This is a genomic window from Haladaptatus caseinilyticus, from assembly GCF_026248685.1.
Classification (GTDB): Archaea; Halobacteriota; Halobacteria; order Halobacteriales; family Haladaptataceae; genus Haladaptatus; species Haladaptatus caseinilyticus.
The window spans coordinates 744,963-762,912 of sequence record NZ_CP111036.1 but is presented as its reverse complement, the minus strand read 5'-3'; the positions used below and the strand labels follow the sequence as shown (position 1 = coordinate 762,912).

General features: G+C 60.1%; 20 protein-coding genes. 10 read left to right on the top strand and 10 right to left on the bottom strand.

Going from position 1 to position 17,950, the window contains the following annotated elements; genetic code table 11:
• Positions 1 to 2 precede the first annotated feature (2 nt).
• Together OOF89_RS04330 and OOF89_RS04325 are read right to left on the bottom strand one after the other, a co-directional pair.
• On the bottom strand, positions 3 to 461 hold the full coding sequence (locus OOF89_RS04330; RefSeq protein WP_266078786.1) for an NOB1 family endonuclease: 459 nt from the start codon (positions 459 to 461) through the stop codon (positions 3 to 5).
• Entirely contained in the window at positions 461 to 706 is a 246-nt protein-coding gene (locus tag OOF89_RS04325; protein WP_076430449.1) for a PRC-barrel domain-containing protein, read from the bottom strand. The genes OOF89_RS04330 and OOF89_RS04325 overlap by 1 nt, the downstream gene beginning before the upstream one ends.
• A 230-nt stretch (positions 707 to 936) precedes the next feature.
• On the opposite strand from OOF89_RS04325, the gene infB reads away from it, so the two are divergent.
• Positions 937 to 2,742, top strand: coding sequence for a translation initiation factor IF-2 (infB, locus tag OOF89_RS04320; protein WP_266078781.1), 1,806 nt, complete (start codon positions 937 to 939; stop codon positions 2,740 to 2,742).
• Between the two features lie 242 nt (positions 2,743 to 2,984).
• Here infB and OOF89_RS04315 read toward each other — a convergent pair whose 3' ends face one another.
• The 3 genes from OOF89_RS04315 to OOF89_RS04305 all read right to left on the bottom strand — a co-directional run bounded on the left by OOF89_RS04315 (position 2,985) and on the right by OOF89_RS04305 (position 4,788).
• Positions 2,985 to 3,377: a DUF5811 family protein gene (locus OOF89_RS04315; protein WP_266078779.1), complete on the bottom strand. Its 393-nt coding sequence runs from the start codon at positions 3,375 to 3,377 to the stop codon at positions 2,985 to 2,987.
• Positions 3,378 to 3,434: 57 nt separating this feature from the next.
• Positions 3,435 to 3,908: a pyruvoyl-dependent arginine decarboxylase gene (locus OOF89_RS04310; RefSeq protein ID WP_266078777.1), complete on the bottom strand. Its 474-nt coding sequence runs from the start codon at positions 3,906 to 3,908 to the stop codon at positions 3,435 to 3,437.
• 283 nt (positions 3,909 to 4,191) lie between these two features.
• Entirely contained in the window at positions 4,192 to 4,788 is a 597-nt protein-coding gene (locus tag OOF89_RS04305; protein WP_266078775.1) for an NUDIX hydrolase, read from the bottom strand.
• Between the two features lie 125 nt (positions 4,789 to 4,913).
• On the opposite strand from OOF89_RS04305, the gene OOF89_RS04300 reads away from it, so the two are divergent.
• The 4 genes from OOF89_RS04300 to OOF89_RS04285 all read left to right on the top strand — a co-directional run bounded on the left by OOF89_RS04300 (position 4,914) and on the right by OOF89_RS04285 (position 8,509).
• Positions 4,914 to 5,429 (top strand): hypothetical protein, encoded by a 516-nt coding sequence (locus OOF89_RS04300; RefSeq protein ID WP_266078774.1) that lies wholly within the window; start codon positions 4,914 to 4,916, stop codon positions 5,427 to 5,429.
• 52 nt (positions 5,430 to 5,481) lie between these two features.
• A complete protein-coding gene (locus OOF89_RS04295; protein WP_266079856.1) occupies positions 5,482 to 5,946 on the top strand; it encodes a DUF5812 family protein in 465 nt (154 codons plus the stop codon).
• A gap of 235 nt (positions 5,947 to 6,181) precedes the next feature.
• A complete protein-coding gene (locus OOF89_RS04290; protein ID WP_266078773.1) occupies positions 6,182 to 6,916 on the top strand; it encodes a nucleoside phosphorylase in 735 nt (244 codons plus the stop codon).
• Positions 6,917 to 7,006: 90 nt separating this feature from the next.
• Positions 7,007 to 8,509: an HPP family protein gene (locus OOF89_RS04285; protein ID WP_266078772.1), complete on the top strand. Its 1,503-nt coding sequence runs from the start codon at positions 7,007 to 7,009 to the stop codon at positions 8,507 to 8,509.
• A 19-nt stretch (positions 8,510 to 8,528) separates the two neighbouring features.
• Here OOF89_RS04285 and OOF89_RS04280 read toward each other — a convergent pair whose 3' ends face one another.
• Entirely contained in the window at positions 8,529 to 9,737 is a 1,209-nt protein-coding gene (locus tag OOF89_RS04280) for a DUF7126 family protein (protein ID WP_266078771.1), read from the bottom strand.
• 140 nt (positions 9,738 to 9,877) lie between these two features.
• Here OOF89_RS04280 and OOF89_RS04275 point away from each other — a divergent pair, with 140 nt between their 5' ends.
• From OOF89_RS04275 to surE, 4 genes are all read left to right on the top strand, one after another.
• Positions 9,878 to 11,068 carry a potassium channel family protein gene (locus OOF89_RS04275; RefSeq protein ID WP_266078770.1) on the top strand — a complete coding sequence of 397 codons (1,191 nt, stop codon included), beginning with the start codon at positions 9,878 to 9,880 and terminating at the stop codon, positions 11,066 to 11,068.
• Positions 11,065 to 12,249, top strand: a complete 1,185-nt coding sequence (locus OOF89_RS04270) for a hypothetical protein (RefSeq protein WP_266078769.1) — start codon at positions 11,065 to 11,067, stop codon at positions 12,247 to 12,249. Before OOF89_RS04275 ends, OOF89_RS04270 begins: the two co-directional genes overlap by 4 nt.
• 307 nt (positions 12,250 to 12,556) lie before the next feature.
• Positions 12,557 to 12,832 (top strand): ubiquitin-like small modifier protein 1, encoded by a 276-nt coding sequence (locus OOF89_RS04265; RefSeq protein WP_266079854.1) that lies wholly within the window; start codon positions 12,557 to 12,559, stop codon positions 12,830 to 12,832.
• 3 nt (positions 12,833 to 12,835) lie between these two features.
• Positions 12,836 to 13,600 carry a 5'/3'-nucleotidase SurE gene (gene surE / locus OOF89_RS04260; protein ID WP_266078768.1) on the top strand — a complete coding sequence of 255 codons (765 nt, stop codon included), beginning with the start codon at positions 12,836 to 12,838 and terminating at the stop codon, positions 13,598 to 13,600.
• Positions 13,601 to 13,617: 17 nt separating this feature from the next.
• On the opposite strand, the gene OOF89_RS04255 is transcribed toward surE, so the two are convergent.
• A complete protein-coding gene (locus tag OOF89_RS04255) occupies positions 13,618 to 14,523 on the bottom strand; it encodes a GNAT family N-acetyltransferase (RefSeq protein WP_266078767.1) in 906 nt (301 codons plus the stop codon).
• Positions 14,514 to 15,755 carry a Glu-tRNA(Gln) amidotransferase subunit GatD gene (gene gatD / locus OOF89_RS04250; RefSeq protein WP_266078766.1) on the bottom strand — a complete coding sequence of 414 codons (1,242 nt, stop codon included), beginning with the start codon at positions 15,753 to 15,755 and terminating at the stop codon, positions 14,514 to 14,516. Before gatD ends, OOF89_RS04255 begins: the two co-directional genes overlap by 10 nt.
• Before the next feature lie 81 nt (positions 15,756 to 15,836).
• Between gatD and OOF89_RS04245 the strand changes: the two genes are divergently transcribed.
• Positions 15,837 to 16,301, top strand: coding sequence for a hypothetical protein (locus OOF89_RS04245; RefSeq protein WP_266078765.1), 465 nt, complete (start codon positions 15,837 to 15,839; stop codon positions 16,299 to 16,301).
• 18 nt (positions 16,302 to 16,319) lie between these two features.
• On the opposite strand, the gene OOF89_RS04240 is transcribed toward OOF89_RS04245, so the two are convergent.
• Entirely contained in the window at positions 16,320 to 17,012 is a 693-nt protein-coding gene (locus tag OOF89_RS04240) for an ArsR/SmtB family transcription factor (protein ID WP_266078764.1), read from the bottom strand.
• A gap of 124 nt (positions 17,013 to 17,136) precedes the next feature.
• Positions 17,137 to 17,886: a DUF7096 domain-containing protein gene (locus OOF89_RS04235; RefSeq protein WP_266078763.1), complete on the bottom strand. Its 750-nt coding sequence runs from the start codon at positions 17,884 to 17,886 to the stop codon at positions 17,137 to 17,139.
• Between the last annotated feature and the right edge of the window lie 64 nt (positions 17,887 to 17,950).

Here is a 17,950-nt window from a genome sequence, read left to right as displayed (position 1 = left end):
CCTTAGGAGGGGTTCTTCCGCGAGAGCGGACTGCCACAGATCGGACAGCGGTCTTTGTCCTCGTCGAACTCCCGACCACAACCGGCACACTGGAACGACCAGTTTCGCTGTTCCTCGATGCCGTCCTGAGCGATAACATCGACGGCCACGTCCATACGTTCGGCGACGTTTTGCATCGCGTAGTCGTCGGTGACGAGCGTCCCGTCGAGTTCGAACGTGGCGGCGATGAGTCGGATGTCCGTCATCGACAGGACGTCCAAATCACCAGTCTCGTCCGCGGCACGGCGGACCTTTTCGACCGCATCGTCGCGTGGCAGGTGGATGTGCATCCCTGACCCTTCCATGGCGTCGAATCGGAAGGCGTGTTCGCCCTCTAGCTCCTGTTGGACCATTGGAATGGACGCTGTCTGTTCGGTCGTATGATACTCGTTGATAAAAGCTGAGGCGTCTAAAACGTACATTACCGCTGAACTACGATGTAATCTTTGACCGCCTGTACCCGGTTGACGGGAAGTTCGAAATGCCCATCCTCATCGATTTCGAGGTCGACGGTTTTCGGGTCGATCTGTTCATCCGGTTCGACGACGAGGCTGGACAGTTCCCCCGTCTTCAAGTTCATCGTGATGTTGTAGAGCATCCCCAGTTCCGTGCCGTCTGACCCCATAACGGCCTTCCCTGAGAGATTCTCCGCGAGTATGTCCGACATAGTTGGGGGTTACCGACCGCTACTACATAAACTCCACGGGGTGGTATCGGTGAGGAGAGCCGGTGGAGTCCAAGGCGAGTCTCCCATCCGTTGCAGTCGTTCGTTTTCGAGTCCGGATGAACCACTCTTTCGTGCCCCATTTTTTCCACGTCCTGTCGCACCTGCGTGGCGATGGAGTTAAATGCTGTGCGGGGTTGTTCTGTGATAAGAACTTCTCCCGGGTGGTAGGTATGTCGGACACAGATTCACACGAGACGGAAACCCCGTCTCTCAGAACCCCCATCGTCGCAGTCCTCGGTCACGTCGACCACGGCAAAACCAGCTTGCTCGACAAAATCCGCGGCTCGACGGTGATAGAAGGTGAAGCGGGCGCAATCACACAACACATCGGTGCAACAGCGGTACCACTCGACATCGTGTCGAAAGTCGCCGGGAAACTGGTCAATCCGGACGATTTCGACCTTCCGGGACTGCTGTTCATCGACACGCCGGGGCACCACTCGTTTACGACCCTTCGGTCGCGCGGTGGTGCGCTGGCGGACATCGCGATCCTCGTCGTCGACGTCAACGACGGGTTCCAGCCACAGACTGAAGAGGCGATAAACATCCTCGCACAGTCACAGACCCCGTTCGTCGTCGCGGCGAACAAAATCGATACGACGCCGGGATGGAATCCGAAACCGGACTCGCCGATTCAGGGAACGTACGACGCACAGAGTGATCGAGCACGCTCGACACTCGATCAGAACCTGTATGAACTGATCGGTGAACTCAGTGATGCAGGATTTTCGGCTGACCTGTACTGGCGAGTGCAGAACTTCCAGAACAACGTCGGTGTGGTGCCGGTCAGCGCGGAGACGGGCGAAGGCGTTCCCGACCTGCTCACGGTGCTGATGGGACTGGCCCAACGGTACATGCGCGACGACATGGAAATCGACGTCACCGGACCGGGCGCCGGAACGGTTCTCGAAGTCAAAGAGGAGAAAGGCTTCGGGACGACCCTCGACGTGGTGCTTTACGACGGTACCGTCGGCGCGGACGAGACTGTCGTCGTCGGTGGCAAGAACAAGCCGATAGTGACGGACGTTCGCGCCCTACTGAAACCCCGACCATTGGCGGAGATTCGAACCGAAGACCGATTCGAGAAGGTCGATTCCATCGGTGCCGCGGCCGGGGTTAAAATCGCCGCACCGGGTCTCGACGACGCGATGGCGGGAGCACCCGTCCGAGTCGTTCGCGACCGGGAAATCGATGACGTTATTTCGGAAGTCGAGGCGGAACTCGCAGAAGTCGAAGTGAGTACAGCAGAGGAGGGTGTCGTCGTGAAAGCCGACACGCTCGGCAGCCTCGAAGCCATGGTGAGCACGCTCAAAGAGGAGGAAATTCCGGTCATGCTCGCCGAAGTCGGAGACGTCGCGCCGCGCGATATTCGATTTGCGACGACTGCAGACGAACCGAAACACCGAACGATTCTGGCATTCAACGTCGATACGCTCGCGGAGGCCGCTGACGAAGCGGAACAACGGGATGTTCGTCTTTTCGACAGCGACGTTATCTACCAACTCATCGAGGAGTACGAAGAGTACGTGGACGAGATGGAACGTGCACAGCAACAGACCGTGCTCGACAACATCACGAGACCGTCCCGCTTCCGAATCCTGGAAGACCACGTTTTCCGGCAGAACAACCCCGCAGTGGTCGGCGTCGAAGTCATGTCCGGAACCGTCAAAAACAACTCCTTCGTCGCCAAGTTCGAGGGCAACGAACCGAAGCGGGTTGGCACCATCAAAGGGATTCAAGAACAGGGTGAGGACGTAGACGAGGCGCGTGCGGGTACTCGCGTCAGCGTCGCCATCGATGGCCCGACGGTCGGTCGGCAAATCGAGGAAGGTGACGAACTGTGGATCGACTTGCCCGAAAAACACGCCAAAATCCTGGAACAGGAGCTTTCCGACGACATTCCGGGCGACGAACTCGAAGCGCTTCGAATGTATCTCGACAAACAGAGAAAACGCGATCCGTTCTGGGGCAAATAGGGCGAATACGCTTTAGTTGGTGGCCGGAAAACTGGGGGATGGAGGGAAGTACATGAGCGTACGTAGCCGTATCGCTCGATAGTCGGTTTCGTACTACGACCTCGTGTTACTCGTCCTTTCGATACTACTCGTTGGCGGGTTCGTGGTCAGCGTCTCGAGTTCGATGCCGATCCATCTCGGGACGATGCTGACGGGGGTTGTGTCGTCGCTGGTCGTCGGTGACGCAGTCTTCAAACGACCGCCTAACGGGCAGTCGGAGTGATCTGGTCCTCGACTGCCTGTTTTACTTGGAGTACGGCGCTAGCGGCCAGTCCCCGAGCGACTTCGTCGCGCTCTTCTTCGTCGAGGAGGTCGTCATCGAGTTCGTCGTCGTCGGGCTCGAACCCGGCGCTGACGATGTGACCGACCGGTGGCTGAACCGAGACAGTCGCCTGCGGTCCAGTAGCACCGTTTGTGACATGTGATCCAATGACGTATTCGTCCGGCAGGAACTTCCGGGTCAGGGTGGCGATGTCGGCCACGCTGTCCCGAAGCGCGCGCGTCTGCTCTGGGGAGAGTTCGACGACATCGACGGACGCACGCTGTCCGGCCTGCGTCACGTCGGGGGTTCCAGCATACGGAGTATTTCCATTCATGCGGTCTGCTGTCCTTCGATAAGGCCGTCAGCCGTATAAACCCGTCGTCGTCGGAAGTTAACAAATCGGTTCGCTCTCGCCGTATACTGCAAGAACGACGGCCGTAACGTACGTCCCCGGTTCGGCGTCTTCGGTCACCGTTTTCACCGCTTCGTCGTCGAACTCCCAGTCCCGGAGTTCCCGCCCCGCTTCCAATCCGGCCCGAACCCTGTCCTCGATTTCTCCCGCATCGGTTTCGCCCGCGGCCTCGTAAAACAGCCCTGCGCCGTCGCTCTCGGTCCAGCCCAAACCGGCCGAGACATGCCCGGGACCGGGCCTCGTTGCACGCGCTTCGACGACTGTCAGGCGATTTCCTGCCGGACCGAGATCGGGCGCGGTACCCACTGCTTCGACCGGCGTGTCGGCGGGGATGACCGACGAGACGGAGACGAGATTGTAGTTGTGGACGTTCGCGTCCGCGAGTGCCGCATCGTATGACGACATCTTCGTCGGCCCGCTCGCGGTTCCCCAAACGACCCGAATCGTGCTCATGCAAGGGGGGTCGGATGTTCGAGGGAAAGGGTCTGTCGATTCTAGCGAGGTGTGTGTTGCGGTAGCATGGCCGGTGTCGTCCTGTGTCGGGTTCCTCTGTGGGTGGCTGAGCGAACGCAAATCGGCTGCGAGTGACGGAAAACTCCTGTCACGAAGGTCCCGAAACACGCTCCATTCTTCGCGGCTGAGACTTGCGACCAGCAACCGCAGTCGACACTCCCTTCGTCAGCGGCCCAAAAACGATGCGAGAATCGTCGCTTCAAACAGCCAAAAACCCCTCCTTCTATTCGAAATCCCGCCGCATGGCGATTTCGAACCACGGGCAGAGACGGAGTTGGCGATACCAGCGCGGATTCTCGTATAGTCGCTCGTAGGGGACCCACATCAGGCCGCCGACTTCCTCCTCGACGGGATTGAGTGAGGTGTCCGTGAGTGTGAGTTTCAACACGGCACAAACCTCGTGCTCGACGCCCTCTTGAGGGTAGTAGCGCTTGTACTCGAACTTGTCCGTCTGTTGGAGGTCGTCGTACTGGTCCGGCGAAATGCCGAGTTCGTCTTCGAGACGCTGACGGGTGGCTTCCTCTTGGGATTGCCCCGGGTTGGGGTGGGAGGCGACCGTGCCGTCCCAGTAGGTGTCCCAGAGACGCTTGGTCGGCGCACGCTGGGCGAGCAGGATGTTATCGTCTTCGTCGAAGATGAGGGCGGTGAACGCACGGTGGCGGATGCCGTCTCCAGTGTGCGCTTCGAGGCGGTTGACGATTTCCAAATCGTTGTCGTCGGCATCCACGGCGACGACGGATTTACGGGCGTTTTTATGAACTTCGTCGGTATCGTCCGAGGCAGAACTAGCGGACGTGTTGGTGGCGTTATCAGCGCTCATACTGCTACAGAGAACCAACCGTCTCAAACGTTCTTCGGAACACGTCCACGAACGAGTCGTCCTGGTCCGTGTCTTCCCACCCCGAGTCGCGGCATTTAGGTTCATACGACCCCGACTATCGAGCAATGACCGACGCCGCAACCACCGGAGAGGACTACTCCGGGCTGTTCGGCGCGTTTCGCTACAGCTTTCGCGCGACTGATTCGACGGTTTTCCGCCTCTACGTTCTCGTTAGTTTCGTTCTCGGGGCCGTTCTCGGCTTGACGTTCGTGCTGGCGCTCATCTTCTGGTTCGTAGAAACGCTCGGCCACTCCGCCTTCGACACCTCCTCGAACGCCTTCCTCGGCGTCGTTGCGCTGTTCATCCTCGGTCCGCTCTTCGCGCCGGTTCTGTTCGTCGCGCGACGGCATCGCCGCGGTGAGGCAACGGTTCCGGTCTACGATACTGTACTCGCACTCAGTGGCTTTCTCTTCGTTATTTCGCTGTATGCCGGACTCGTCATTACGGTTCCGCCGGAGTACCAATCGGCCAACGCGGGCGCGATCGGGACCTTCCTCTACTCGCTCCCGCAACTGTTCGGCCTCGTCCCACCACTGGTCGCCGCGCTGTTGATTTTCGTTATCCATCGGTTTACTCGGTGACGCAGTTTTCCGGAGCGTAATCCGGAAAAGGGTCGACGACCTACCCATGCCCATGACCGAGAAGACGAGCACGTTCCTCGTCACGCACGCCGAAGCGGAGTCGGCGGTACTGAAGGACGTACACGACGGACAGGTACACACCCTCTCGAAAAACCCCGGCGTTGATGCCAACGACGCCATCGACGCCACTGTCGCGCCGGAACCACCGATGGAGATGACGTGGGACGTCGTGGAAATCGACGACCAGCGACCGCTCACGGTTCACGAGAGCGAGGAACCGCCGACGGTCCATGAGCGGAACATCGCGGCGGAACAAGCGGTTGGCGACCTCGAACGAACCGAACGCGCCGGAATCGGCGAGATTCACGTCCTTTCGGTGCCGCCGGAGGAAACGGAGGACGCCGTGAGCGATGTGCTGGACGACGAAGGGACGCTCGCCCGCGCCGCCCGACTTGGCGTAAATCGCGTGGAAATTCGCTCGGAAGAGGGTATCGTGAGCGTTCGGTATCTGCCGTAACAGCGAATCATGTATTCCCGCTAACTCCGAGAATCGCGCCACAGTGAGGGCAGTCCCAGACGTTTCTCGAACGCAGAATTCCGCCAGCGGATGCGTCGCTTTTCACCAGTTTTTCGACTTCTTGGCCACAGTCAGGGCAGTGAGACATACTCACGAAATCACAGCAGAAGAACAAAACTCACGGAAGTACGGCCGAATCCGGACGTTTTTCGTCCATCCCTGAGAATCCCCGCCTATGGCAATGCAACCGCACCTGCTCGTTGACGAGGGCGACCTGAACGACATCGCGCTGATTCCCGGCGACCCGGGCCGCGTTGACCGAATCGCAAAGCAGTGCGATACTTCGGATGTCGTTTCCGAAAACCGCGAGTACAAGGTCGTCAACGCGGAGTACGAGGGCGTTCCGCTGACGATTTGTTCGACCGGTATCGGCTGTCCTTCGGCGACCATCGCGATCGAGGAGATGGAAGCCGTCGGCGTCGAAACCGTGATTCGTGTCGGAACGACCGGCGCACTCCAACAGGACATCGAAATCGGGGATATGGTCGTCGCGACCGGCGCGGCGAAAGACGAGGGGACGACCCGGCGCTACGAGAAAGACACCTACCCCGCGGTGCCGGAATACAACGTTCTCTCCGCGTTGGTCGATTCCGCGGAAGCGAACGACGAGGACGTTCACGTCGGTCCGATCGCGTCCGACGACGCCTTCTACGCCGAAACCGACGAGTACGTTTCGGACTGGGAGGAAGCGAACATCCTCTCGGTGGAGATGGAAGCCGCGGCCGTCTTCTCAGTTGCCCGCCGGAAAGGAATGCGCTCGGGAGCCATCTGCACGGTCGATGGCAACCTCGTGAAGGGGACCCAGAAGGGTACCGACACCGAGGACGATGAACTCCCCGAGAAGGCGAAAAACAACGTCGAACGGGCGATTCGCATCTCGCTGGACGCGGTCGTCTCGCTCTCGGAATAACTACCCCGCATCGGGTGACTTCATTTCCTTTGGGTGTCACCCTCTCTCAGTAACAGAACGCATTTATTCTCGAATGGCGCAGTTTTTCGTATGCTTGATGACCTGCGTATGCGCTATCACGCGGCACTTCGGCGCATTCGCCGGTTCGAACGGCGGGAAATTCAGCATTTCACCCAGTGGGTCGAACACACTCGAAACCTCACTCGGCTCACGATACTGGTGGTCGCACCCATCATCATTGCGGTCATCACGTGGCTCTCGAACACGGTGAACGTCGTAACGTTCTTGCTCTTCCCCCCGCTTGCATCGGGGACGTACACCCTGTTCGCCGACCCGGAAGGGAAGTACGCTTCTCCCACTCGGTTCGTCGGCGGCATGACTGCGGGGGCGCTCTGTGGCTGGGTCGCACTGACGTTCTCCGCCAGATATCTGTATCACGTTCCGCCGGACTCGATGACGATTCACGCCGGAGGGGCGGCGCTTGGTATTCTCCTCACGGTGCTCGTGACGTGGTCGCTCAACGTCGAACAGCCGACCGCGTTTTCGTCCGCACTACTCGTCCTGATGTTTCCCTTTGGCGAAATGGGGAGTTTTCTTTCAGGGTTCCTGTACGTCGCCGGTATCGCAGTCTCTAGCAGTATCGTCGCTGGCGTGTTCGTCATCTGGCGACGGGAGTTCTACGAACGGCGGGCACGGTATCTCTATCGTTCGACGAAAGGCGACGACCACGTCCTCGTCCCGATGCGCGGCGAGGACGCCGAGGAAGCGGCCATGTTCGGTGCAAAACTGGCCGCGGCACACGACGCGGGCAAAGTCGTTCTCATCGACGTCGTGGACGAACACGCCATCGAGAAAGCGGAACGGGATATCGAGGCCTCCGACGGCGGGAACGAACCCACGCTCGTGAACCCGGAGTCCGCGGAACTCGTTTCTGAGGGGGAAACCGCCGAAGCACAGGCGGCGGATGTCGCCGCGGACCGCCTCGAAACGCAGGCACACCGAATCCGGACGCGGATGGGTGTTCCCTGTGAAGTCGTCGTCGCGGGAGACGGCAAAACGTCCGCGAAAACGGTTCTGAACACCTCTCGCGAAGTGAACTGTGACCTCATCGTCACCCCGTACGAGGAGAAACACGGCGCGCTCTCGCCGTTCGTCCGGGGACTGTTCCGCGGAAACGTGGACGCAATCGCATATCGGCCAGCCCCCGACGGAACGCCTCGTCGACGATGGAAGCGCGTTCTCGTCCCGATCCGACGAGCGGGCAACACCGCCCACACGATGATCGATTTCGCACGGCGACTGGTTGGGCGGTCGGGGTCGGTCAGTGTCTGTACCTGCATCGACCGTGAGGCGGAGCGCCGAACAGCCGAATCGACCCTCGCGGACCTCGTGGAGGCGTTCTCGGGCGTGTTCGAAACGCGCGTCTCGCGGAGCAGTATCGAGGATTTCCTCGCCGCGAACGACGACCACTACGACCTCATGATAATCGGCGCGAGCACCGACCGAAGCGCAGCATCGCGGTTCATCTCGCCGCCGACGTTCGAGCGAATGCACGAGATCGACTGTGACGTAGCGGTCGTGCATCACGGTTGAGCCGCGATGCACGACCACATCAGAAATCGTCCAACGTTTGGTTCAGGGGGTCTCCCGCTAACTGGTCGGCCAGTTCTTCGACGTGTTCCCCGCCGAGTGCCGCCTTCACCAGCATCCGTCCGACGAAGGCGGGGCTGACCACGATATCGGCTCCTGCCCGGCGGAATTTCTTCACGTTGTCGTGGTCGGTCGCACCGGCGACGATTCGAACGTCGGGATTCAACTGCCGAGCGGTCAACACCGTGAGTGCGTCGTCGGCGTCGTCATCGGTCGCGACGAGCACCGCCTGTGCTCGTTCGATGCCGACCCGTTCGAGTAACTCCTCGTCGGTAGGGTCGCCATGGATGACGGTTCGGTTTTTGGACCGAAGTTCGTTGACGAGCGCTTCGTCGTCGATGACGAGTGCGTATTCGGTTCCGTTGGCGAGCTCATCGACTATCCATTCCGTAAGCAGGTGGCCGTATCCGAGTACGAGTAGGTGATTTTCCATGAGTTCGATGTTGGTGTCGGTTGTTCGACCGAGGGCGCTTGCGAAACTGTTCTCCACCATCGGCACAAATAGAACACCCAGTGCAGCCGCGAAACTACCGGTTCCGAGGATGATGACGGTCATTCCGAACGCTTGTGCGAATGGTGCCGTCGGTTGGATATCGCCATACCCGACGGTGCTCGCCGTCACGACGGTGAAATAAAAGGCTTCGAAGAGGGCATTGCTGCCGTCGATGCCGTCGAAATACTGCCGGAGTGTGTACGCACCGATAGTCCCGTACAATTGTGCTCCGACGACGGCGGATGCGGCGGCGATTTGCGTCGTCGTCGGTTCGATCGGATGTTCGAACCGGTGACGAGTCCGAATCAACATCGGAAGGGTGACGAGCGACCCGGCGACGAGAAGGAGCGAGTACGGCGTCGATTGAAGTATTCCATGTATCGCGGCGATGAGGACCAATATCGTACTCGCGTACCAGGCCGCACGAAAGCCACGGCGGAGGCCGAGGGCTGCGACGAGGAGGAGAAAGCCGACGATGGTGCTAGTGTATGCTGTCGTCGTCCGAACGACGTCGGGAATGATTCCGCCGAACAACCCGCCGTTTCCTCCGGTGCCGCTGAGACCAGTGGAGACGAGACCGGTCGCTATCGAAAGCAACGCGACGCCGATGGTTAACCAGACGACGATACGAGCGGAGACGAATCTCCCCCGCGCCACTCGCCCCATGTGAATCTCCATGCTACCTCCCGTGCGATAAATCAGGTGGCCGAACGGTACGCGAGGCCGACCACCGCCGCTGCCGCTAGTTCGACCAGCTCACAACGTCGTTTTGACATTTCTGTCGGTACGCCTTTGTAACTGCCACTACAGTCCGGCGTATGGACTATTCGTTCCCGGTCGCTGTGCTCCTCGGGCTGTATCTCGGGGCGCTCACGGGGGTCGTTCCGGCGCTCGTCGCGTGGTGTCTCGGCTTCGTGTTCCGGTACGTGACGAGCGTTTCGCTCCCCGGATTCGCGGTCGTCGTCCTCGGCGTTGCCATCGCGGGTGTACAGGGTGGCTTGTTGGGTCTTCTCGACCCCACTGTCGTCGAATCGCCGGTGGTCGTCGTTGCAGTCATCGTCGTCATGTTGGCGACACAGTACGCTCACGCGAAGGGCGACTCCATGGGCGCATCGTTCCCCCGGCGGGTGGGTCTCCGTCAACTCCGGGACCATCGTCTCTCCGGCGATGTGATCGAACGAGTCGGCCGGTTCGGTCGGGTTCGTGTTCGGACGACGGGCGACGTCGGTGACATCGATGGTTATCCACCGCTTACCGATGACCTCAGGTCGGCGATCCGTGACGGCGAATGGACGTTTCCTGCAGATCTCCCCATCGCCGAGTTGGAATCTCGCTTGGCGGACCGACTTCGAACCGAGTACGACCTCGCCGACGTTTCCGTCGAGATCGACACGGGAGGAAAGGCGACAGTTCGTGCCGCACCTCCGGAAGGTTCGCTTTCCCGTCGCCTTCCTTCGAACCGTCGCGCGGTATCGGTCGATTCCCTCGTACCGACGGGAATCGCACGTGGTGACGAAGTCGCCCTCGAACTCGGTGACGACGAGGTTGTCGGGACGGTTCTTAGCGCGAAAACGGAAGGAAATGAGTCCGAGGACGACGCTGACGAAGATCCGAGCTCCGTTTCCCGCGCACCGACGACGACCGGTGGGGACGGCCGGGTGACGGTTTCGGTTCCGAAAGCCGACGCGAGCGACCTCATCGGCGGTATACCGACGAAACTTCGGGTGCGGTCGCGGGAGATTCACCCCGAATTCGAACTCGTCCGTTTACTCCGACAGGCGGGCAAGCAGTGGCGGCGGGTACAAATTTCCCCCGGAAGCGAGTTGGAAGGGATGGCGTTAGGTGGTCTCTCCGTTCGCGATACATACGATGTGGCGGTGTTAGGTATCGAGCAGGCAAACGACTGGACGGTCGCACCGTCCGGCACCACGACCCTCACTGCCGGGGATAACTTGTACGTGGTCGGAACACGCGATTCGCTCCGTCGATTCGCGGAGGTGGTCGAATGATGCAGCCACTCCCGCAGAATCCGCAGGGAGCGCTCGTCCAAATTATCGGTCTCGGAATCCTTTCGGGAGCGGTCGCTGGCGCGGTTGCGTTCGTCCATCGATGGTACGCTCGGGAACGCGTGCCTGCTGGACTAGCCATCCTTGCCGGCGTCGGCGCGGTCGGCGTTTCATTGGGCACATGGCAGACGCTCCAACCGTTTTTCACCGCCGGAAATCAGGACGTCCTGACGATCCCCAACGCGACGAAAAACATCACTTCATTCGTCGTTGCGGCCATCACCGCCGTCGTCGGTGCGCGAGTCGGCGACCGACTGACGACCAACATGGCAGCCCTCTCGGGAGCGAAGAAACTCGACGACGACGTGAGTCGAATCGTCGGCGCGGTCGGGCGGATGGTTACGGTCACGATTCCCGAAAACATCGGCGACATCGACGGCTATGACACTGTTTCGGATGAAACGAAAACGGCGCTGGCTGGGTCGTCGTTCGTGTTTCCACGCGGAATCACCGTGTCCGAACTTCGAGAGCGAATCATCGCCCGACTCGAGGACGACCACGGCATCGGACACGTCGATATCGACCTCACTTCGGATGGAACGGTCGAATATCTCGCACTCGGCAGCCGAGTCGCGGGACTCGGTCCGCTGCTCGTCCCGGGAACGGTCGCTATCGCCATCCGAGCGGACCCTGCATTCAGCGCCGGTGCTGGCGATTCCGTCGCTATCTGGCGACGAACTAACACTGGATCGGAACGCCTCACGACCGGCGAAATCAGGGGTGTTGCCGGGGACGTGGTGACGCTCGCCGTGGATGCAAACGACGCGAAGACGTTCGACACGACCGAGCGGTATCGACTCGAGACGCTTCCACGGCGGACACGGCCGGAACGCGAGTTCGTCACCCGGCTTCGCTCCGCGGACGTAACGATGGGTGTACTGACGGTTGAACCGGAAAGCGCCCTCGTCGGTCTTCCGGTCGGAAGCATCGATGCAACCGTCGTCGCAGTCCGACCGTCTGACGGCGCTACGGAGACGCTTCCGCTTCGTGGTCGGCCGCTGGAGACAGCGGATACCGTGTTCGTCGTCGCCGAACCGACCGTCATCCGGCGAATCGAACGGGCGGCAAAAACGGATACCGAACCGATCGACGCAAACACGACTGCTCGGAGTCGAATACGGTAGTCTCGGTGGAGACGATGAAGACCGTTTGCAGGACCGTCGTTCGAGCGTAACTGCGCCACGCGAAAATAGCATCCCGATGCCAACGTCAGGTGATGCATGTCCGTGTACCAGCGTCGTCGGTATTTTTCCGGTGTTCGCCCGCTGTCTTGCTGGCCGACCCGACTATCTCGCTGGCTTTTCCCGTCATTTCGTCGGCCATTCCTGCTGTTTCGACGGTTTTGGTTCGCTCGCGTCCCTGCAGGCGAACCGCAACCGCTCTCCCGCCGAGAGAGAAAGCGACTTCCCGCGTCCGACCGTCACGTCGTATATGCAGTGGAAACTCTTCGCGGACCTCGCGGAAATCGCGGGAGGAAAGGACGTATCGGTGGCCGCCGAGTCGGGCGACACCGTCGGGGACGCACTTTCGGCCCTCCTCGAACCGCGTCCGGAACTCGAAAATCGCGTCTTGGACGACGATGGCCACCTCCGCGACCACATCAACGTACTCCGAAACGGAACGAACGTGTTCACCGAAGCGGGATTGGAGACGGAACTCGAACCTGGCGACGAGCTCGCGCTCTTTCCGCCGGTGAGTGGTGGATAGTTCGTGAACGTCCTCGTAACGAACGACGACGGCGTCGATGCACCCGGCATCGACGCGCTCTACAATGAACTCTCGGTAGTTGCCGACGTGACCGTCGTTGCACCGGCGGACAACCAGAGTGGTGCCGGACGGACGAACTCACACAAAGTCGCGGTGGATAACCACGAACGCGGACTCGTCGTCCACGGAACCCCCTGTGATTGCGTCGCGGTCGGTCTGCAAACTCTCGACCCGACACCTGACCTCGTCGTTTCGGGCTGTAACGCTGGACCCAACTTCGGCGCGCACAAACTCGACCGCTCCGGGACGGTTGGGGCCGCCAAGGAAGCAGTCTACCTGGGTGTGCCCGGAATCGCAATCTCGGCCTACGACCCGATAAGGGGCGGGCAACGCGAGTTCGAACGCGAGGATTTCGCCCTGCCGTCACGGATCGCACGTTATCTGGTCGAAAACGCCGATTCCATCGGCTCGGGCACTTACCTGAACGTCAACGTGCCGACTGTCGAGCGGACGGTACCGATTCAAATTACCAGACCGACGAGGGACTTCGGCGTCCGAATCGAGCGGGACAAAAACGACGATGGATTTGCAGTTGTCGATCAGTTTTACGACCCGCTTCGCGGAGACCGCCCGGAGGAGTTGGACGACCCGAAAGGCACCGACCGCCGGGCACTCGCCGATGGAGAAATCAGTATCTCGCCGCTTGGGGTGGGCCACGAACGAAAACGAAGCGACGACCTGTCGAAACTCGCTGACGCCTTTCGATAAACCGTCTGCCAGGGATACTACTCGGTCAAATCCGCGCCCATCACGAAATCAGGGTCGTCCGAAATTTCCACTCGACAGTAGGCGGTGTCACTGACGAATCGAACCGTCTCGGGAATCAGCACTCGCGCCTTTTTCGCGCCCCGTTCTCCGGCATCACGTGCGATTTCGGTGAACAGCGCTCGTGCGGACTCGGTGTCCCCCCACGCACCGACTGCGTATTCGACCCACGTTTCGGGTTCGCCATCGTCGTTTTCCCACTCCCACTCCCGGGAGACGGTCGAAAACCCCTGCACGCCGTCGTCCTGGATGACGAGCAGTTCGTCGTTTTCGGCGCTTCGACGAAGGTCTTCACGTGTGAGTTCCGAGAGCGCCCATGACTCATCGAAATCGAGCGCGAGACCCTGTAGATGTGTCCGAACGTCGCTTCCGGTCCAGAACTTCCACGCTGCGTTCGCGTCGTCAGTAACGGACAGCTCGGAGCGCACGTCGGTGTCGGGTTCGGGATGCGCCCACCGAAATTCGGTGACCGGATCGTATCCGGCGGCGCGCGACGACCCGAGTCCGGCGACGTTCCACGAAAACACCATGTTTCGGAAGACGGTCGCCCCGCGGTCGCGTGCCCAGCCGAACAGTTTGTCGGTCATGCGGCTTGCGACACCCTGTTCGCGGAAGTTCGGGTTGACACGCATACCTTGTCCCCAAGCTTCCCAGTCCGAAAGCATAACCGCCTGTACGATTCCTGCGATTTCGTCGCCAGCGTCCGCGACGATGGTGTGTCGATCATCGCCGTCTATCCAATCGTGATATACTCGCGGGATGTAGTCGTCGCCGTCGCGGTCTGCCCACGTGTCCTCGGTGAACGCGATGACTCCGTCGTAATCGTCGTGAGTGGCTTTTCTGAGTTCTATCTCGGTCACTCCCATGGCACTGACCGTTCGGAAATCTCTCCCGCGATGGGTTCTTGCATCGTGGTCACGGGGTCGTCGCTGTTCGCCAGAACCCACATCAGTTTCACCTTCGCAGTGCCTGGTAGCATATCTTCACCCTCTACGATACCAGCGTCGAGGAGGTCACGTCCGGTGTCGTACACGCGGTCACAGACGCGGCCTTCGATACATTGACTCGTCATGACGACGGTCGTTCCGCTTTCGACCAGTTCCTCGACTCGGTCCGCCCAGTCGGAATGGACGTGTCCCAGCCCGGTTCCTTCGATGACGAGCCCCGCCTTCCCCTCGGCGAGATCGAGTGCTTCGACACCCATACCGGGTGTGAACTTGAGGAGTTCGACGTCACTTTCGATGTCGTCCCTGAGCGTGAGTTCCTGCGCGCCTCGCTCGTCGTACTCGCGTCGGAACGTGACTTCTTCGGCCTCGTAATCCACTGCTCCGAGTGGTTTCGCACCGACGGTTTGGAATGCGTCCCGGCGCGACGTGTGGTTCTTTCGCACTCGGGTTCCGCGGTGAAGTGCGCAATCGTCGTCGCTTTCGTTTTCGTGCATGCAGACGAGCACCTCCGCGCAGTCGGACTTTGCGGCTTCCACGGCGCAAACCGCGTTCATCACGTTGTCCGAGGATGGTCGGTCGGCGGAACGCTGACTTCCGGTGAAGACGATGGGAACCGGCGTGTCGAGCATGAACGAGAGGGCGGCGGCGGTAAACTGCATCGTGTCGGTCCCGTGCATGACGACGACACCGTCCGCGCCGTTCTCGATCTCTTCGTATACTGCCTGCGCCAAGTCCTGCCAGACGTCGGGCGTCATATTTTCCGACAGGATGTTGGCGACGACTCGACCGCGGTAGTTCGCTCGCCCTGCGAGGTCGGGCACCGCCCGAAGGACGTCCTTCGCGTCGAATCGTGCAGTCACAGCACCGGTTCGGTAGTCCACCGTGGATGCGATGGTTCCCCCCGTACTGATGAGCGAAATCGTCGGTAGTTCCGGGTCGAACTCCACGATGGACGAGTCGCCCGTCTCTCCCTCTTCGATGTCGTACACGTCCGATTCGAGCACGTCAACGTCGGCATCGTCGCGGTCGATTCCAACGTTGTAACCGCCGTCGAGTTTGACGACGAGGTTGCTCGCCGTCGAGGAGGGCAAAAGCACCCCTTCGAACGTCTGGTCTGCCCGTTCGACGCGGACACGGTCCCCTGGATTCATACCTCGGGGTAGCGCGGCGTTGGACTTCAATCCATTCGTTTCGGGGAAAGGCACATTATCTCCGGGAGTCAACTCGGATACATGACTCAGCGAACTCGGACGCGCGAGACGAGTGACGACCTGTCCGATATTCTCGGGGACGAGAGTGGAGAACAGGGAGGGGGAAGCGAGAGTTTCCGGAGTCGCACCAAGCAGCGCGCGGTGAACTTCTTTTCACCACGGTATTTTCTCCTGGCCGTGGTTGCACTGACGGTTTCGACGTTCGTCGGTGGGTTCGTTCCGTTCGTAGGAACGCTCGGTGGACTCGTCGGAATGTTCGTCGCGGCGTTCGCGCTCGGTGGACTGACCAGCGAATCACGAACGTTGGAAACCGCGACTGGCGGCCTGGTTGCCGCAGGACTCACGCTCCTCTTAGGGAATCTCACCCTGCTGGCAGCGGGCGGAACGACCGTCGCTGCCGTCGGACTCGGTGCAGGGTTTCTCGTGGCCGGTCTGGGCGCGTATTTCGGCAGTGACCTCCGAGATGGTCTGACCCGCGACCTCTGAAGTCGCCGCGAAAGAGCTTCAACCGGAAAGCGTCCAATGGCCGTCGTTTCGCTCGACGATTCCCCGCTCGGCCATGGTTGCGAGGTGTCCTTCGACGACGTGTTCGGGGGCGTTGGTTTCCTTGCTAATTTCCCCTACCGTTTCGGCCTCTGCCGCGAGCGCGGCCAGAATTTCGGATCGAATCGCGTTTTGGCCCGTTTCGTCCACTTCCTCGCTGAGTTGGTCTAGCACGTCCGTGATCCGGCCGTGAACCCATCGTTGTGCGAGCGAGAGTTCGCTCTTTAACTCTTCCAGACAGTTGAGCTCTTCGGCGAGACTGGCGATTTCACCTGCTTCGGCGTCACTCACCGATTCGGCATCGCCTGATCGTGTGTTCCCGTACTGAACGTTCAGCGATAGATACTGACACGTGCTCACGTCGAGGTTCGGACTCGCCGGATAGGCACTTTTCATATCGAACTCGTATGGAGAAACGTCGACTTCGAGTCGGAGGTTCCGTGAAATGTTGAAATATTTGCGCCGCTGGTTGTCGGTTCGGCTTTCGACCAATCCCGCCTCTTCGAGTTTTCGGAGGTGATCGATGACCGCCTTGGGGCTGACGCCGAGATATTCGCTTATCTCTGTGACGTAGCAGGGTTTGTGCGAGAGAAGTCGCAAGATTCGCCTGCGATTTTCATTCCCGAGGATATCGAGCAGCACTGCGGAGTCCATTCACGTCAACGACTTGGTAACGCGGACGGAAAAGCGTGTCTCTCGCCGTGAGCGAACGTTGCCGATATGTGGCACCAAACCAAAAGACTCGTCATTGGACGCTCAGACGCCGTTTTCTGCCGTTTTAGCTGTTGCCGTTCTTTCCGTTTCCGATGCCGCCCGAGGAGTTCCCGTTGCCGACGCCGATGTTTCCGTTGCTGGTGTTATCGTTTCCCGGTGTCGTTCCGATTGCACTCCCGTTCGAACCGTTGCCGTTGCCGACTCCGGGTGTGTTCGTCGAGTTGTTCGCGTTTTCGCCCGGGACGCTCACGCTACGAAGCGAGCGAGCGACCTCGGATATTTCGGGACCGCCGACGGTTTTCGTTTGTTCACTCATGTTCCGGAGTTTCCTGTTTCCGACCCCGACCTTCTCCGCCCGCGGTTTCGTCTCGTTGATTGCGTTTTCGAGGGAACGAATCTCACCGACGATTTCGCTCATTCGTGCCTGATACCGTAGGGTGCTGATTTCCCCGTTGTTTCGTGCTTCGACGAGGGCTTGTTTGCGCTGTCGCACGTCTTCCAGTTCGGTCTCCAAATCCGCGACTTGGTGTCTGACGAGGGACTGTCGCGCCGACCTGTTTTCGGTGTTGTTGAAGCGGGCAACCCAGAGGCCGGTATCGACCGTGCCTTTTGTTTGTGAGGTGCTGACTTGCATGAACGACGAAATTTCAGCGCCGAGTGTGCTGTTAGAACTCGTCGTGTTCTGATCGGTTTGGAATGCGTTCGGGGAGACGTTTGCTGGTTCCGTGGACGACGGTGCGGCAGCGGTCGGCAAAGCGACGGCGAACCCACACACTGTGAGCGTCGCCAACAGGACGGCGCGAATGGCGTGCATCAGTAGTTCATTACTGTCCCTTCTTTTAAAAAGACGGTAATTCGTTCGTTCTGTTCACATCTCG

Coding starts and splice junctions, on each gene's coding strand:
- OOF89_RS04270 (WP_266078769.1), top strand. CDS start 11,065: ATGATGCAGCCACTCCCGCAGAATCCGCAGGGAGCGCTCGTCCAAATT.
- OOF89_RS04290 (WP_266078773.1), top strand. CDS start 6,182: ATGGCAATGCAACCGCACCTGCTCGTTGACGAGGGCGACCTGAACGAC.
- OOF89_RS04280 (WP_266078771.1), bottom strand. CDS start 9,737: ATGGAGATTCACATGGGGCGAGTGGCGCGGGGGAGATTCGTCTCCGCT.
- OOF89_RS04310 (WP_266078777.1), bottom strand. CDS start 3,908: ATGAGCACGATTCGGGTCGTTTGGGGAACCGCGAGCGGGCCGACGAAG.
- OOF89_RS04315 (WP_266078779.1), bottom strand. CDS start 3,377: ATGAATGGAAATACTCCGTATGCTGGAACCCCCGACGTGACGCAGGCC.
- infB (WP_266078781.1), top strand. CDS start 937: ATGTCGGACACAGATTCACACGAGACGGAAACCCCGTCTCTCAGAACC.
- OOF89_RS04285 (WP_266078772.1), top strand. CDS start 7,007: ATGCTTGATGACCTGCGTATGCGCTATCACGCGGCACTTCGGCGCATT.
- OOF89_RS04305 (WP_266078775.1), bottom strand. CDS start 4,788: ATGAGCGCTGATAACGCCACCAACACGTCCGCTAGTTCTGCCTCGGAC.
- OOF89_RS04255 (WP_266078767.1), bottom strand. CDS start 14,523: ATGGGAGTGACCGAGATAGAACTCAGAAAAGCCACTCACGACGATTAC.
- OOF89_RS04275 (WP_266078770.1), top strand. CDS start 9,878: ATGGACTATTCGTTCCCGGTCGCTGTGCTCCTCGGGCTGTATCTCGGG.
- OOF89_RS04265 (WP_266079854.1), top strand. CDS start 12,557: ATGCAGTGGAAACTCTTCGCGGACCTCGCGGAAATCGCGGGAGGAAAG.
- OOF89_RS04300 (WP_266078774.1), top strand. CDS start 4,914: ATGACCGACGCCGCAACCACCGGAGAGGACTACTCCGGGCTGTTCGGC.
- OOF89_RS04325 (WP_076430449.1), bottom strand. CDS start 706: ATGTCGGACATACTCGCGGAGAATCTCTCAGGGAAGGCCGTTATGGGG.
- OOF89_RS04295 (WP_266079856.1), top strand. CDS start 5,482: ATGACCGAGAAGACGAGCACGTTCCTCGTCACGCACGCCGAAGCGGAG.
- OOF89_RS04245 (WP_266078765.1), top strand. CDS start 15,837: ATGACTCAGCGAACTCGGACGCGCGAGACGAGTGACGACCTGTCCGAT.
- gatD (WP_266078766.1), bottom strand. CDS start 15,755: ATGAATCCAGGGGACCGTGTCCGCGTCGAACGGGCAGACCAGACGTTC.
- OOF89_RS04240 (WP_266078764.1), bottom strand. CDS start 17,012: ATGGACTCCGCAGTGCTGCTCGATATCCTCGGGAATGAAAATCGCAGG.
- OOF89_RS04235 (WP_266078763.1), bottom strand. CDS start 17,886: ATGCACGCCATTCGCGCCGTCCTGTTGGCGACGCTCACAGTGTGTGGG.
- OOF89_RS04330 (WP_266078786.1), bottom strand. CDS start 461: ATGTACGTTTTAGACGCCTCAGCTTTTATCAACGAGTATCATACGACC.